A 16,409-nucleotide genomic window follows, 5' to 3' on the forward strand; every position below is an offset into this window, starting at 1 on the left:
CAGAAATGCATGCGCCTATTCATACATATAAATAGTATATAGACTCTCAAAAGATAAATATAGAGAATGGAAAATATAATGTATTGATAATTAGTGTTATATGTACTTCTAATATAGAACTTTTATATCCCGATATAGAGTGTTTGAGACATGTTTCACCCCTAACTTTGCATCAGGTAAAAACGAAAAGTGAAACATTTAAATCAATCAAACGATGAAAGCAAATTCAATGAAGACTATCGGGAAAAGACTAACATTCTTAATCCTTATCATGTGTGTGGCAGTTTCTATTTCTGCTCAAAGTTATCAACTCTCCGGTTGCGTACAGGACGAAAACAATCAGCCGGTGGAAGTAGCAAACATTCTGTTGAAACAGGCTAAAGACAGTACTTATCTTACGGGTATGCTGACGGATGCACAAGGGTGTTTTACCTTTACTCAACCTAAAGGGGAATATCTGTTACATATTACTCTGATAGGTTGTGAAGATATCTATTTGCCCGTCTCCTTACAGGGAAATAAGAATGTAGGTATGCTCACCCTGAAATCCTCTTCTACCTTTTTGAATGAAGTAACCGTTACGGCAGCTCGTCCGGTAATCAAGCGTCTGGTAGACAGAGTTGTTTTTGATACACATAATGCCATCGCTACTGCCGGAGGAAATGCACTCGACCTTTTGCGTGAAGTGCCCGGTCTGCGCGTTGGTCAGAACAGTATTGATATTATAGGTAAAGGAGGCGTGAAGGTATATATCAATGATCGTGAAACGAAACTTTCCGGTGACGAGTTGATTGACTATCTCCGTTCTTATGACGCTTCTCAGATACAGAAAGTGGAAGTAATTACTACTCCGCCATCCAAATATGATGCGGCTGGTAATGCAGGTATTATCAATATACGTCTGAAGTCACGTCCTAAAGATTATCTGGGAGGTACGGTATCTGCTTCTTATAATGCAGGCGAAAAGGAGAATTACGGTTATGGTGGTGTAAACCTGAACATCAGCAAAGGTCGCGTATCTTCTTTCATCAATGCAGGTACTACGCAAGGCAACTATGAGAACCGTGAGGCGAATCGTCGCTATTTTGCTCAGAATACTTGGGATGGGCGTACGGATTATAAGAAATATATGCAGAGTTATTATGGTCAGGCAGGTGTGGACTTTGCGCTGGAACGCAACTGGACGTTAGGTTTGCAAGCTGTTTACAACCACAATAACCCAAAAGATTCCAAAGCAGTTTCTATTACGGAAGTTTATGACGTGGCTACTGCCCGTCTGGACTCTCTTTTATTCTCTGACAGTGAGGAAGGAACTAAAGCCGACCGCGTTAACTTGAATTTCCATACTGACAAATCCTGGGGTGATAAGGGTAAAAAGATGACCTGGGATGTGGATTACCTGTATGATAAAAGAGATAGTCACATGGGGTTCCTGTCTGACACTCAGACTCCTGACGGTGTAACTATACCCGGAACCAATTTTGATTACAGTTATTTGCAAAACCGCAAAGTAGATGTATTCTCTTCTGCACTTGACTTTACACTTCCCTTCGAGAAGTATAAGGTGACCGCAGGTGCCAAGGTTTCTTTCACAAATACCCGTAACCGTATCAATTATGATACTTCGGACCCGACACTGGTGCAGGACGATTATTTCCACTATAAAGAACAAATCTATGCTCTTTACGCTGACTATAACCGCGCGTTTGGCAAGCAGTTCTCTATGCAGCTGGGCTTGCGTATGGAACACACCCGTACTACCGGTATTTCTGAGTCGGAGAATACGACGGACAAGCACGATTATACCCGTCTGTTCCCTACACTCTATTTCCTATATTCACCCAATGAGCAGAATGCATTGAACCTTAGTTTGTCCAATCGCATTTCCCGCCCTTCACAGAATATGGTGAACCCTTTCCCGTTCTATCAGAACAAGTATACCTATGCTCGTGGAAAGGAAGACCTGAAGCCGAGTTATACGTATAATGCCGAATTGGGATATACATTCAAGAATAATCTCAATATCTCTGCATTTTATTCTTATTCGGACGATGTATTCTTTCAGGTTGTAGGTTTAGATCCGGAAACGAATATCAGTTCTTTCCTGTGGGATAACTTTATGGAGACACACTCTTTCGGGTTGAATAACTCCTATACATTCCGTACAAAATGGATGCAGGCTTATGTTCAGCATGGTGTAAACTATAGCCGCACAACTTCCAGTGCCGCTTCCACATCAGCCGAAGAGAAAGGATGGGCTTATAATGCCAGTTTGCGCAATACATTCTTCCTTAATCCGAAGAAGACATTTATCGGAACGCTTTCAGGTTGGTTTACTTCACGTCAGTATAGTGGAGTATATCTGATAAAACCTACTTATGGTGTCAGTGCGGGTTTGCTCTATCGCATGCTGGATAATAAGCTCAGTCTTAGCCTGAACGTCAATAATATTCTAATCAGCCATTCGAAGCTTGAAACTGTTTCCAATGGAGTCCGGATGACGACGGACAATCAGTTTGCCTTTACCGGTTTCCGCATCGGTGTTTCCTACACGTTTGGTGGAGATATCCGCAGCAAGGGACAACGTAATAGTAACTCAGATATTCAGAACAGATTATAAAAATTGCTTTCATCGTTTTTACCTAGCTGAAAGCACTCCCGTGGTGGGAGACGAACGGCTTGTCAGAGTGAAACAGTGGTTTCACCGGACAGGCCGTTCACTTTGTTTCCATAAAGTATATGAATCATTCCTCCTTTTCTACCAGTTTTTACCCCTTACTTTCTTCATGATTGCTCACTTTTGCATACCAACAAACAAATCTATAAGAGGAAGTATATGAAAAACAAAATGAAAAACCGAGTAATAGAGATGAAGGACTTATGCCTTTTATGGCTCTTCTTGTTCTTATTAGGTGGAATACCGGCAGGAGCGACTACTATTTCTGATAATGAATTAGCATCCGGTACGGAAGAATTAATCGCTTTTCCCGGCGCTGAAGGTTTTGGCCGGAATACTACCGGTGGTCGCGGTGGTAAAGTTTATCACGTCACTACATTGGAAGATGGAATGCAAGCAGGAACGTTACGTTATGCGCTTGCGCAAACAGGTGCACGTACGGTGGTTTTTGATGTAGCCGGGACTATCTTCCTGAACAGACCTTTAAGAATCACTAACGGAGATTTGACTATTGCCGGACAAACGGCGCCGGGGCAAGGTATTTGTATTGCCAGACGTCCGGTAACTATTAACGCCAACAATGTTATTGTTCGTTATGTACGGTTTCGTGTCGGCAATGAAGGCGGTGGAGAACCCGACGGACTTGGAAGTACCGATTGCAAGAATGTTATTGTAGACCATTGTTCTATCAGTTGGTCGGTAGACGAGTGTTGTTCGGTGTACGGTGGTGAAAACCTGACTGTCCAGTGGTGTCTTGTTTCCGAAAGCCTTCGGACGGCCGGTCATGCCAAAGGAAAACACGGATATGGAGCCATCTGGGGAGGAGCGAAAGCTTCTTTTCATCATAATCTGCTAGCACATCATGAAAGTCGTGTCCCACGTCTTGGTCCCCGTCCTTTCACTCAGGAACGCGAACATGTGGATATGCGTAATAATGTTTTTTATAATTGGGCGGGAAATGGCTGTTACGGTGGAGAGGGAATGCATGTAAACATCGTGAACAATTATTACAAACCGGGTCCGGCTACTCCCAAAAACAGTCCTGTACGCTATCGTATTGCCGCTCTTGGAGTGCGTACTACGAAATATTGTACCAAAGCAGATGGTAAGCCCAATGTTTGGAAACCTATGGAACATGTATGGGGGAAATTCTATGTGGACGGTAATGTAATCGAAGGTAATAAGGAAGTAACCAAGGATAACTGGACAAAGGGTATTTACGAACAAATCAAGAATTCATCCTGCGATAATACTTTCACTAAACAAGTGAAGAAAGAGATGCGCCTGGCCAAACCTTTGGATGCAGGTATTGTCACTACACATACTGCTGAACAGGCGTATGATCTTGTATTGGCTCACGCCGGTTGTTCCAAACAACGTGATATTATAGATATACGTATTATAGAGGAAACCCAAAACGGTACGGCTACTTATATTGGCAGCGTGACAAAAGGCGCTGAAAATGCTCCCGGATTGATCGACTTACCGGCAGATGTGAAACCGGAGGGATCCACCGGTGCTTGGCCGGAATTATCGAATGGCGGTGTTACAGCTGATGAGCTAAGAGATACTGATGGCGATGGTATTCCGGATACATGGGAAACGGCTCATGGGCTGAACCCGAAGGATGCTTCTGATGGTGTTACTACTACATTGAGTAAGGAAGGTTATACCAATTTGGAAGTCTATATGAACAGTCTGGTAAAGTAGAAGTTGAACCAATTATTAATATATTAAGTATGAAGAAGATAATTTTTACAGTACTATTTATGGGCATTCTATCGGGAGGATATGCTCAAGATAGTTCATCGCCGTATCAGGCCGTAGTAGCTTTGGATGGTAGCGGCGACTACACGAGTATTCAGGATGCTGTTAATGCTGCACCGGACAATCGGCAGGAGCCTTGGCTGATTTTTCTGAAAAACGGGTCTTATCGGGAGCAAGTAATTATTCCCGCTACTAAAACTTATATTCATCTTATCGGACAGGATAAAAATAAGACGATTATCCATCACTGTCTGAATGTCGGTGGAAAACCTGAAGAGGGAACTGAACCTGCTAAAACAGCTTACTGGAAACATTCTGTTCATAACCCTTCTTCTGAAGTTCATAAATTGGAAGGTAGTGTTGTTTATATAAAGGGAGATCATTTTTATACGGAGAATATCTCTTATCTTAATGACTGGGGGGTAGATAGCCAAAATGGTCCTCAAGCTTTGGCTATGAGTAGCCAGGCTGATTGTGCTGCATACAATAATTGCATTTTTCGATCTTTCCAGGATACCTGGATGACTTCCAGAACTGACTCTCACCGTCTTTATGCGAAAGATTGCTGGATTGAGGGAGCGGTAGATTACTTTTATGGCAGTGGAGATGCTTTGCTTGAAAATTGTACGTTATATAATTTGCGCAGTGGTTCGGTAATAGTTGCTCCTTCCCATAAAAATGTGAGGTTCGGATATGTATTTCGCAACTGTATAGTGGATGGTAATGCCGCTGCTGCCGATGGTAAACAAAAGTTAGGACGTCCGTGGCATAATTCTCCTCGTGCTGTTTATATACATACCACTATGCGCATTCCTCTTGCTCCCGAGGGGTGGACAAACATGGGGGCTATTCCGGGGTTATTTGCAGAGTATGACAGCCGCGATGCCGAGGGTAATGTACTCGACCTTAGCCAACGTAAGACTGAATATGACGGACGTGGCCCGGATAATCCGCCGAAAGGTTCCTGTCGTGCAACAATCACCAAGGAAGAAGCGGATGGCTATGTATACGAACGTATAATTCCGGGAGATGACGGATGGAATCCCCGTGCGATGATGGAAAAATTGCCATCTCCCGCAAAGTTGAAAAAAAAGGGGGATAAAGTTAGCTGGAAAGCAGTACCAGCTGCTGCCGGATATGTTATTTTCAATAATGATCGTGTCATAGGCTTTGCCAAAGAGCCGATCTATACTTTGCCATCTGAAGTAAAAGGAAATTTAAAAGTATGTGCTGTCAATCGTTATGGTTCATTAGGAACAGAGAGTGTTCTTTAGTTAATGAATTGTAATGGCGCTATAACATATTGACATTTTTTGCATATGGAATCCCGGGCTTGTGAAAGTCTGGGATTTTTTTGTTAAAACTACTCAGTTATAGCCTCAAACTGAATTATTACTCCCTTTCTGGATGATTTTACTCTTTAAATACTCTTCTAATTCTGAATTTTGCAAAAGAATTAATAACACAGGTTAAGTTAAGAAATGAAAAGCTTTACGAAAAACACTGTACTTATTGTTTAACTAAATAATACTATCATGAAACAAGAAATCGAAAAGATGAAGAGCAGGTTGCTTCTGCTGGCATTCATTTTAATGGTGCCTATTGGAGTGTTTGCTCAAAACATTACGGTAAAAGGTAATGTGACTGATTCGGAAGGAGAACCGATTATTGGTGCCACTGTTATGGAAAAAGGCAAAAGCCAGAATGGTGTCATCACTGACTTAGATGGTAATTTTACTCTGAATGTGTCAGGTAAAGGAAAAAAGATCGTTATTACCTATATAGGTATGAAAACGGAAGAAGTGGATGCAGTAACCGGAAAGACTTTGAAGATTGTCTTAAAGGATGATTCGCAAACACTGGACGAAGTAGTAGTAGTTGCCGTAGGTTATGGTAACGCACGCAAGAAAGATTTAACTGGAGCTATTTCTTCCGTAGGTGAGAAAACATTGAAAAACATCCCAACTACTTCAGCTTCAAGCGCCATTACGGGACGTCTGGCGGGTGTAAGCGTTGTTACAACTGAAGGTTCACCGGATGCAGCCGTTAATATTCGCGTACGTGGTGGTGGCTCTATCACGCAGAGCAATGAGCCGCTGTTCATTGTAGATGGATTCCAGGTGAGTAATATTAACGATATTCCTCCGACGGATATTGAAAGCATTGATGTGTTGAAGGATGCTTCTTCTACTGCCATTTATGGTGCTAAGGGAGCTAATGGTGTAATTTTGGTTACTACAAAAGGTGGTCGTGCCGGTAAGACAGAAGTGACATTCAATGCATCATTGGGTTTGAACCGTTTCTATAATGAAACTGAGGTTCTTTCTCCCTATGAATATGTTTACTATCAGCGTGAATTGGATCCGGCTAAGAATGCAGGCTTTTTTGATCGCTATGGACAGTGGGAAGATGTCGATATTTATAAAGGTAAAGAAGGACTCAACTGGCAACGTAAATTGTTTGATCGTACCGGATTGAAGCAGAGCTACAACGTAAACATTAATGGTGGTAGTGAGTCTTTGATTTATAGTATAAGTTACACACGTGATGATGAAACTTATATTATGCAAACATCCAAATATCGTCGTGATAATCTGAACTTGAAGTTAAGCAAGAATTTTAATAAAAAGTTGAGATTGGATCTTAATGCTAAAATGAGTAATAATGTTATTGACGGCCCCAGTGTATCCAGTGGTTCCAAACTACGTGACTGCGTGAAGTATCCTCCTATTGGTACGCTTACTGACCTAACGGAAGACGACCTGGCTGGTGATAATGAATTGATCCCTGAAAATATCAGTAACTTGAACGACCCTTTCTACAATATTACCAACGAGTATAAGAAGCAGTCCAAGTTCAATAATACTTATAATGTTGCTTTAATATGGGACGTTATTAAAGGATTACAGTGGCGTGCAGAAGGCACTTATGGCTTTACTTTTGATCGTACTGATAATATTTATCTGAAGAATACAGGTGAAGCGAATGGTAAGGCCGGACAACCTGTTGCCTATCGCCAATATTGGAATGGTTCAAAATGGACATTTCGTACTTTGCTGACTTATAAATTTAAGTTGAAAAAGCATCATTTTGACGTTATGGGCGGTATAGAAGCTAATAACTCTGAAAAGGATGATATGAAAGTCAATTCAGACTATTATCCGGGTGATTATTTGGCTAATGATATTCTGGCTATGTGGAACAATGGTACTGCAGAACCCACTTATACGACGATTAATGAACCCGACCGCAGCATGTCCTATTTCGGTCGTGCCAATTACATTCTGAATGATCGTTACTATCTGACTTTTACGTTGCGTGCAGACGGTACTAATGTATTTGCACCTGGAAATAAGTGGGGTATTTTCCCCGCTGCATCTGCTGCATGGCGTATTTCGGATGAAAGTTTCATGGAATGGTCTAAAGACTGGTTGTCCACTTTGAAGATGCGTGCCAGTTATGGTAAGTCCGGTAATGCCCGTGTCGGTTCCTATTGGCGCCAGACTTATAGTCCGGTAACTTCTACTAAGAATCTCTATTATCAGAATGAGATTGGACAGAGTAGCTTGCAACCTGCCAAACGTCTGCGTAATGAAAATCTGACCTGGGAGTCTAAATTCTCAACGAACGTAGGTTTTGACTTAGGTTTCTTCAGTAATCGTATAAATCTGACATTTGATTATTATAATGATGTTACTAAGGACTTGATTATGGAAGTGCAGTTGCCCTCTAATGCAGGTTATAGTAGCCAATACCAAAATCTTGGTCAGACTACTAATCGCGGTGTAGAGTTGTCGTTGAATGCAAATCTCGTTCAGACGAAAGATTTCTATCTTGACTTTAATTTTAATATTGCTTTCAATAAGAATAAGGTAGATGCATTGTATGGTGCCAATGGTGACGAAATGATTCTTTCTGGTGGTGGCACAGAGACCGGTAGCGATAACTATCGTGTTTTTGTAGGCCAGGAAGTTGGTTTGATGTACGGTTATGTGTCTGATGGTATGTATTCTTTTGATGATTTCACTTTCAATCCTACCACTAAAAAGTGGGATATTGTGACGACTAAAGATGAAAATGGTGTACCAATCGTTACAGATTGTTCGGGTGTACTTTCTCGTGCAGGAGGTTATTTCGGACCTGGTCACATGAAATTGAAGGACTTGAATGGTGATGGAGTTATTGATGCTGATAATGATCGTAAAGTGATCGGTCATGCGTTGCCGAAACACACTGGTGGTTTTAGTTTTAATGCCGGTTGGAATGGTTTCGATGTTACAGCGATGTTCAACTGGTCTTATGGTAATGATATTCTGAATATCAATAAAGTGGACTACACTTCTTATACAGGTTCTAAACGTTATCAGAATCTGAGTAATGATATGAGATTGGCAAATCGTTTTACAACGATAGATCCTGTAACAGGACTTAATATCTATTATGGTGAGTATGCCAACCCTGAACGTTTGCAGGAAATTAATTCCAATGCTTCCATCTGGCATCCGTTAATGAACAATACGATTACCACAGACTGGTTGGTAGAAGACGGTTCGTTTTTACGCTTAGGCGTTCTGACGCTGGGATATACTCTTCCGAAATATTGGACTCAAAAGTTCGGTGTGAAGAGCCTGCGTGTCTATGCTACTGGAAATAATTTATTCTGTCTGACAGGATATAGCGGTCAGGATCCGGAAGTAAATACAAGTTCCAGCAATATGACTCCTGGTTATGACCGTTCGGCTTATCCGAAGTCCAGATCCTATATTTTTGGATTAAATGTTACATTCTAAACTAATAAACTTATGAAATTACAGAATATAGTATATGTATTGACGGTGGGAGGTGCGCTGTTAACCTCTTGCAGCGATTTTCTTGATACGGAATCTCCCTCGGTACAAAGTAGTACTGTTACTTTTGAGAATGAAGGTATGACGCGTTCGGCTATTATGGGAGTTTACTCCGAATTAGCAGGTACGTATGTTTATGGACAGAAAATGTCGGTTAACTGGCAAGGTGTTTCTGATATTGAATTGGCTAGTGGTTATGCTACTGACCCATCTAAAGACCTGACAAGTGATACAGGGGCGGCCAATTATTATTGTGACTGGTACAACAAGACCCTGCAATGGGGATACATTTTTAAAATGGCAGAATTGGCCAGTACGGCTGTGGATGGCATTCGTGCTTCAGCGCTTTATAAAAGTGGTAATGCGGCTATGAAGCGTTATTTGGGTGAGGCTTTAACATTGCGTTCATTGTCTTATTTTGAATTGGTTAGGCGTTGGGGAGATATTCCTTTTAAGGAAGGTATGTCTAACTCGGATCTTTCCAATGTATATATGGGAAAGATTAATCGTGATAGTATTTATTCAAGTATTGTTCGTGACATGCAGGAGGCAGTTAACTATTTGCCTTGGGTAGGAGAAAATTCTGATTATAATTGCGAACGCGTGAATAAAGGATTTGCCAAGGGATTATTGGCTCGTATTGCTCTTTTTGCAGGAGGATGGTCTGTTCGTGACGGTAATCAGTTTCCTGATGATTCTAATGTAGAACACTATCCTAATGTTGAAGGAAATCCCGGTATGGAGGAAGTAGGAGGTTATTATGTTGGTAGACCTAAGAATTGGCGTGATTATTATGAAATAGCCGAGCAGCAATGTGCTGAAATTATTGGTGCTCCGGAGAATCCTCATCAATTGGATCCTGATTATGGACATATCTGGAAAACAGTTTGTGGCTTGAATTATAACGAATATAATGAGAATCTTTTTGAAGTAGCTAATGGAGTAGGGTATAGTGGTGACATCGGTACATTGATGGGACGTGCAATGGACGGTGGAATCGGGTATGGCAGCCGTGGTTTCGGTGGTTCTTATGTATGTTCAAATGCTTATTATTTCTATTCATTTTCTCCGACTGATACTCGTCGTGATTATGCTTGTTACTGGCCTCAGTATAAGAAAGATTCAGATGCGAAGAGAAATCGTGAGGTGATGCAGACTGATATAATGAACGTGAAATTGGGTAAATGGGGCTTCTTCTGGACTTCTAATGCATATCGTTCTATAGCACAAACAGCTACGGCTCGTACTCCGACCGGTATTAACTGGATTGTGATGCGTTATTCAGACGTCTTACTGATGTTTGCTGAAGCTCGTTATATGTTGGGTAAAGGAATTGATTCAAATAGTGAAATAGCTAATATCAGTGCCCGCAATGCATTGGAACAAGTTCGTACGAGAGCTTTCGGTGCCGGTTCTGAAGAAGTGAATAAATATGATGCTGATTTCTTTGAGGCCATTGTTAACGAACGTGCCTGGGAACTGGGTGGTGAAGGTATCCGTAAATTGGATTTAGTCCGTTGGGGATTACTAGATTCTAAAATAGAGGATATGAAAAAGGCGATGCTTTATTTGCTGGACGGTACTCATACCATACAAATCTTCGATAAAACGTATGAACCAACTGATTTCCCGGTGAAAGTGTACTATAGATATGATAAGGAAGGTGAATTCATAGATTTGTCTTCAGCCAATTTCTATCGTAACCTGGCCGATAATCCCGATACGGAAGTTTATTCAGAAGCGAATTGGTTCCCCCGTTCTTATTGGAATTTGGCCGAAGGTAAAGAAAGTTCTTTAGTTGATAATTCAGTAAAGATATTGTCTTGTGCCACTGGTTTGCGTAAATCTTATGATTATACGGAATTGCTGGGTACTTTGAAGTATGGCGAGTTGATTCAGGCTAAGTTGAATCTGATAGATATAGGTAATGAGATCTGTAATTATCGTCATTTCCATTCTATCTATTATGATGATATCTATAAGTCAAAAGGGTATTTGAAGAACTCTTATGGATATGATAAGCAAAAATAAAAAGTTAACTTATTAAAGAATGAATATATGAAACTTAGAAATATATATTATATCTTATTGGGAGTTCTGGCATTTTCTGCCGTTGCTTGCCAGGAGGATGCCAATGACTGGGGGATAGAACCAGGGCATGACCGGTTATTCCGTACTACTGAATTTAAAGTGGCTGATAATACATCTCCTACTTCTATAATGTTAAGTTACAGAGGTATAACGGATGCTTCAAAGTATATCTTTGAATTTAGTAAAGGAGATAGTCTGGAATTTACAAATATTGTGAAGACTGTGGAAATTCTGGCAGACACCTTGACACCGTATCGTCAGGAAACTACTGCGGTTAAAACGGAATATCGTACATTGTTCACAGACTTGGATGGAACCAGCCGTTATTCGGTACGTGTAAAAGCGGTAGATGGAAAAACAGGTAAAGAGTCCGGTTATGTGGGACTTTTCTTTGAAACTCCGGATGAGCAGATATTTACGGAGGTTGTTCCTTCTACTTCCGGTGCTGTCTTGAAGTGGAAAGCCGATAAGACCGCTACTCATATTCGCCATGCCGAATTGAAGTTTACGGTGGAAGGAGAAGGGGAAGAACAGACTGTTTTGATTGATACAGTATGGGTAGAACCCGCTCACGAATTAACTGCAACTGAAAAACAGGCAGGAACTTATTCCATTAAAGACTTGAAGGCAGGAACTAATTATCTGGCATATATCCTGAATGGCGATGTGCTTAGAGGTAAATATAGATTTTTGACACTGGGCTCTTCTGTAGGAGAAACAATAGACGTACAATCAGGAGATGATATTAATGCTTTGTTAGCTTCTGCCCCGGTAGGACCGGTAACTCTGGCTTTCAAAGGTGGAGAAAGCTATACGTTTGGTGAGATCACTGTGCCGACAAATGTGAAGGCTCTTTATTTGGCAGGTAATGTGATTAACGGTCAGCTGCCTCAATTGACGGCTACCAAAATGACATTTACTGCTCCGCTGGGAACTGTGAAATGGCAGAATATCGATTTGATAAGTGACGGACAATCTCAATTCTTCATTGAAATAGGTAATACGAATTGCTTCAGTACTATAGCCTTTGAGGGATGTCATATCAGTGAAATTCCACGTAGCCTTGTGCGTTTGAACAATGGTGATGTAGAGATAAGTGGTATTACAATCAGTAATTGTATTGTGAAGAATGTAGCATTGAGCGGCTATGGTCTGTTCAATTTCGGTAAAGCTAAATCCCTGAAGAAACTCGTTATTGAAAACTCTACGCTTTGTGAGATTGGTGATCAGTTGATGGATGTTCGTTTTGTTATTGATGAAATAAAAATGAATAAATGTATCTTCTGTAATTATACAATTGGTATGCCGAAGGTATTCCGTTTGGATAAGCAACCGAAGTCTATTGCTGTGACAAGTACTGTCTTCACCGGAACGAATGGTGGCAGCAAGATTAATTCCGGAAATGGAGATTATTCTGGCTACCTGGATTTCTCCGGTTGCTATTTGACCTCTGACTTCCAAGTGGACTCTAGACCGTTCACGAATGCCAAGTCTTTGTCTATGACATCTCTGGAATTGTTCGTAGATCCGATGAATGGGGATTTCCATTACAAACCGGAATTGAAATTTGAGGGTGAGGGCAAAGCCGGTGACCCGAGATGGTGGATACAATAGGTAAGATTCCATATAGGAAAGATTGTTAATGATGGAGGGAGGTTGTTCATATGAACAACCTCCTTTTGTGTTTAATCTGCTCTGAGAAACTTTTCGAATTTTGAGATAGTGCACTTATAGTACCTGAATTTCCCCCATAATACCTAATTTTCCCGGGTATATTTGCATAAAATGATTAACAGTAACTCTATAAAAGTAACAGACTATGAAACGATGGATTTTGATTGGTATGGTTGTAGCTTCCGGTATGACTATACAGGCACAAAACAAATTGCCCGAAAAGTTTCCTTACCAGGATACAAGTTTAACTGCAGAAGAACGGGCGGATGATTTGCTCAAAAGATTGACTTTGGAGGAAAAGGCTTCATTGATGATGAACGGTTCTCCGGCTATTCCCCGATTATCGATCAAAGCGTATGGTTGGTGGAATGAAGCACTTCACGGTCTCGCGCGTACAGGATTGGCTACAGTGTTTCCACAGGCTATCGGTATGGGAGCATCATTTGATGATAGTTTGTTGTATGAAGTCTTTACGGCAGTATCTGATGAAGCAAGAGCAAAGAGCCGGAGATTGGATAGTAAAGGAAATCTTACACGTTATCAGGCACTTACAGTGTGGACTCCTAATGTGAATATTTTCCGTGATCCGCGTTGGGGGCGTGGACAGGAGACGTATGGAGAAGATCCCTATTTGACCAGCCGTTTGGGAGTTGCAGTAGTCAATGGTTTGCAGGGACCCGATACAGCACGATACAATAAACTTCACGCTTGTGCAAAACATTATGCTGTACACTCGGGACCGGAGTGGAATCGGCATAGTTTTAATGCTGAGAATATTTCTCCACGAGATTTATGGGAAACTTATCTTCCCGCCTTTAAAACCTTAGTTCAGGAAGCTAAAGTGAAAGAAGTGATGTGTGCTTATAACCGTTTTGAAGGTGAACCATGTTGTGGAAGTAATCGTTTGCTGACTCAGATTTTGCGTGATGAATGGGGCTTCGACGGAGTCGTTGTTTCAGATTGTGGGGCAGTATCGGATTTCTGGCAAAAAAGAAAGCATGAGACGCATCCTGATGCTGCCAGTGCTTCGGCAGATGCTGTTTTAAATGGCACGGATGTTGAGTGTGGAAATAGCTATAAATCCTTACCGGATGCAGTAAAGGCTGGACTTATTACTGAAAATCAGATAGATATTTCAGTAAAACGTTTGTTGAAAGCTCGTTTTGAGTTGGGAGAAATGGACGAGAATGTCTGGACAGGGATTTCTTCGGATGTTGTGGACTCACCCAAACATCGTCAGTTGGCATTGCAGATGGCGCGTGAAACCATGACATTGTTGCAAAATAATAATAATATACTTCCATTGAGTAAACAGGCAAAAATAGCATTAATAGGTCCTAATGCAAATGATTCGGTTATGCAATGGGGAAATTATAATGGGCTACCTTCGCATACCATTACTTTGCTTGAAGGTATGCAGCGTTATCTGCCAACTTCTAATCTTATTTATGAGCCGGTTTGCGGACACACGGATAGTACTTTGTTCATTAGCTTATTCAACAAATGTTCTACTTCGGAAGGAAACGGTTTTCATTCAACATATTGGAATAATAATACCTTTACAGGGGAGGCTGTTACGGAAGTTCAGCAATCCACCCCATTCTTATTTAATACTAATGGGGCTGCTCCTTTTGCACCGGGAGTTATTTTAAGAGGATTTTCTGCTGAATATCGTTCTGTATTTCATCCGGAAAAAACAGAAGACGTTGTTTTTCGTATTCAGATGCGAGGCGCCTATGAACTTTATATTAATGGTAAACTGGTTAAGGAAGACGAAGGAGCTGTGAAGCAAATGACTTCCATTTATACGTTGAAGGCAGAATCGGGAAAGTCTTATGATATTTTATTAAAGTATCGTCATTTTGACAAAACGGCAAATCTTAGCTTTGATATGGGAGTAAATGCTCAGATAGATGTGAAAGGATTGTTGGAGCGTATCAAAGATGTAGATGTAGTTATCTTTGCGGGTGGTATCTCTCCGGCACTGGAAGGAGAAGAAATGCCTGTTGATGCAGCTGGTTTCAGGGGAGGAGATCGCACCGAAATCGAGTTGCCGGCTGTACAGCGACGTGTTGTTGAGGCTTTGAAAACTGCAGGAAAACGGATTGTGTTTGTTAATTTCTCCGGTGCAGCTATAGCTTTGGAGCCGGAAAGTCAGAATTGTGAGGCTATCCTGCAAGCATGGTATCCTGGGCAAGCTGGTGGCCAGGCTGTTGCCGAAGTTTTGTTCGGCGATTACAATCCGGCTGGAAAATTACCATTGACATTCTATCGTAACCTGGCTCAAATTCCGGATTTTGAGGATTATAATATGACCGGAAGGACCTACAGGTACATGAAAGAGACTCCTTTGTTCCCATTTGGTCATGGACTTAGTTATACTACATTCAAATATGGAAAGTTAAAAATGAATGATGATAAAATTGCTGCCGGTCAAAATCTGAACCTGGCGATTCCTGTAACTAATACAGGGAGTCGGGATGGAGATGAAGTGGTACAGGTCTATCTCAAAAAAATGGATGATACAGAGGGACCGGTTAAAACGTTGCGTGCTTTTAAGCGTGTGCGTATTCCAGCAGGAAAGACGGTTGAGGTTAAATTTTCTTTGGATGATACCCAGTTGGAATGGTGGGATGAACAGAGCAATACAATGAGAGTTTGCCCGGGAAATTATACTGTTATGATAGGAGGTACTTCCTGTGAGAAGAGTTTATTATCACGGGCATTTACCATTCGGTAAAATTATGAGGAGATGATAGCTGAAATATTCAACTATCATCTCTTTTATTTTCTTTGTATTCCGAAGGCGTCATTCCCATTTGTCTTTTGAAACACTTTCCGAAATATTTAGGATCGTTGAAGCCTGTCATGTAAGCCACTTGTGAAAAGTTATATTCTCCGCTGTCTATTAATTGTACGGCACGTTTAATCCTAATTTCGCGTATGAAGTCCACGGGAGACAGACCGATGATGGATTTTAGTTTCTGATAGAAGACAGAACGTCCTAAATTCAGTAACTGGGCAAATTCGTCGACTGTAAGTTCCGAGTTTTCCATTTGCTCTTCCATTACTTGCATCACTTGCTGCATGAACTGCTCATCGTATGAAATGATCTGAGGTTGCGAGGGGGTCAGTTTCTCTTCCAGAGTGGTTTCCTGGGTATTGTTTAATTTTTCCGACCATGCTTTCCAGTAGATTTCCTGCAATTCTTTACGCTGGTGAAGCAAAGACTTGATACGGATTTTTAGATACGTTGCACTGAAGGGCTTGGTGATATAATCGTCTATCCCTTGTTCCAGTCCTGATATGCGATCATCCAGCGATGATTTGGCAGAAAGCAGAATGATAGGTAT

8 protein-coding genes are annotated in these 16,409 nt (G+C 41.2%); 7 read left to right on the top strand and 1 reads right to left on the bottom strand.

What is annotated here, in order from left to right; all coding sequences use genetic code 11:
* Positions 1 to 214: 214 nt before the first annotated feature.
* The 7 genes from BACCELL_RS14105 to xyl3A all read left to right on the top strand — a co-directional run bounded on the left by BACCELL_RS14105 (position 215) and on the right by xyl3A (position 15,796).
* Positions 215 to 2,620: a TonB-dependent receptor gene (locus tag BACCELL_RS14105; protein WP_007212522.1), complete on the top strand. Its 2,406-nt coding sequence runs from the start codon at positions 215 to 217 to the stop codon at positions 2,618 to 2,620.
* Between the two features lie 216 nt (positions 2,621 to 2,836).
* Positions 2,837 to 4,387 (top strand): hypothetical protein, encoded by a 1,551-nt coding sequence (locus BACCELL_RS14110; RefSeq protein ID WP_007212524.1) that lies wholly within the window; start codon positions 2,837 to 2,839, stop codon positions 4,385 to 4,387.
* A gap of 29 nt (positions 4,388 to 4,416) precedes the next feature.
* Complete coding sequence (locus BACCELL_RS14115) at positions 4,417 to 5,718, top strand: pectinesterase family protein (protein ID WP_007212525.1); 1,302 nt, start codon at positions 4,417 to 4,419, stop codon at positions 5,716 to 5,718.
* A 261-nt stretch (positions 5,719 to 5,979) separates the two neighbouring features.
* Positions 5,980 to 9,234 carry a SusC/RagA family TonB-linked outer membrane protein gene (locus BACCELL_RS14120; protein ID WP_007212526.1) on the top strand — a complete coding sequence of 1,085 codons (3,255 nt, stop codon included), beginning with the start codon at positions 5,980 to 5,982 and terminating at the stop codon, positions 9,232 to 9,234.
* Positions 9,235 to 9,246: 12 nt separating this feature from the next.
* Positions 9,247 to 11,322 (top strand): RagB/SusD family nutrient uptake outer membrane protein, encoded by a 2,076-nt coding sequence (locus tag BACCELL_RS14125; RefSeq protein ID WP_007212527.1) that lies wholly within the window; start codon positions 9,247 to 9,249, stop codon positions 11,320 to 11,322.
* 27 nt (positions 11,323 to 11,349) lie between these two features.
* Positions 11,350 to 12,996 (top strand): DUF4957 domain-containing protein, encoded by a 1,647-nt coding sequence (locus BACCELL_RS14130; RefSeq protein WP_007212528.1) that lies wholly within the window; start codon positions 11,350 to 11,352, stop codon positions 12,994 to 12,996.
* A 205-nt stretch (positions 12,997 to 13,201) separates the two neighbouring features.
* On the top strand, positions 13,202 to 15,796 hold the full coding sequence (xyl3A, locus tag BACCELL_RS14135; RefSeq protein ID WP_007212529.1) for a xylan 1,4-beta-xylosidase: 2,595 nt from the start codon (positions 13,202 to 13,204) through the stop codon (positions 15,794 to 15,796).
* A 28-nt stretch (positions 15,797 to 15,824) separates the two neighbouring features.
* Here the strand turns inward: xyl3A and BACCELL_RS27425 are convergent.
* On the bottom strand, positions 15,825 to 16,409 hold a 585-nt coding region (locus tag BACCELL_RS27425; protein ID WP_007212530.1), incomplete at its 5' end, for a response regulator transcription factor.

The organism is Bacteroides cellulosilyticus DSM 14838, from assembly GCF_000158035.1.
Taxonomy (GTDB): domain Bacteria; phylum Bacteroidota; class Bacteroidia; order Bacteroidales; family Bacteroidaceae; genus Bacteroides; species Bacteroides cellulosilyticus.

Bases quoted from the DNA above. Each gene is read 5' to 3' on its own strand.
- BACCELL_RS14105 (WP_007212522.1), top strand. From the start codon at position 215: ATGAAAGCAAATTCAATGAAGACTATCGGGAAAAGACTAACATTCTTA.
- BACCELL_RS14110 (WP_007212524.1), top strand. From the start codon at position 2,837: ATGAAAAACAAAATGAAAAACCGAGTAATAGAGATGAAGGACTTATGC.
- BACCELL_RS14115 (WP_007212525.1), top strand. From the start codon at position 4,417: ATGAAGAAGATAATTTTTACAGTACTATTTATGGGCATTCTATCGGGA.
- BACCELL_RS14120 (WP_007212526.1), top strand. From the start codon at position 5,980: ATGAAACAAGAAATCGAAAAGATGAAGAGCAGGTTGCTTCTGCTGGCA.
- BACCELL_RS14125 (WP_007212527.1), top strand. From the start codon at position 9,247: ATGAAATTACAGAATATAGTATATGTATTGACGGTGGGAGGTGCGCTG.
- BACCELL_RS14130 (WP_007212528.1), top strand. From the start codon at position 11,350: ATGAAACTTAGAAATATATATTATATCTTATTGGGAGTTCTGGCATTT.
- xyl3A (WP_007212529.1), top strand. From the start codon at position 13,202: ATGAAACGATGGATTTTGATTGGTATGGTTGTAGCTTCCGGTATGACT.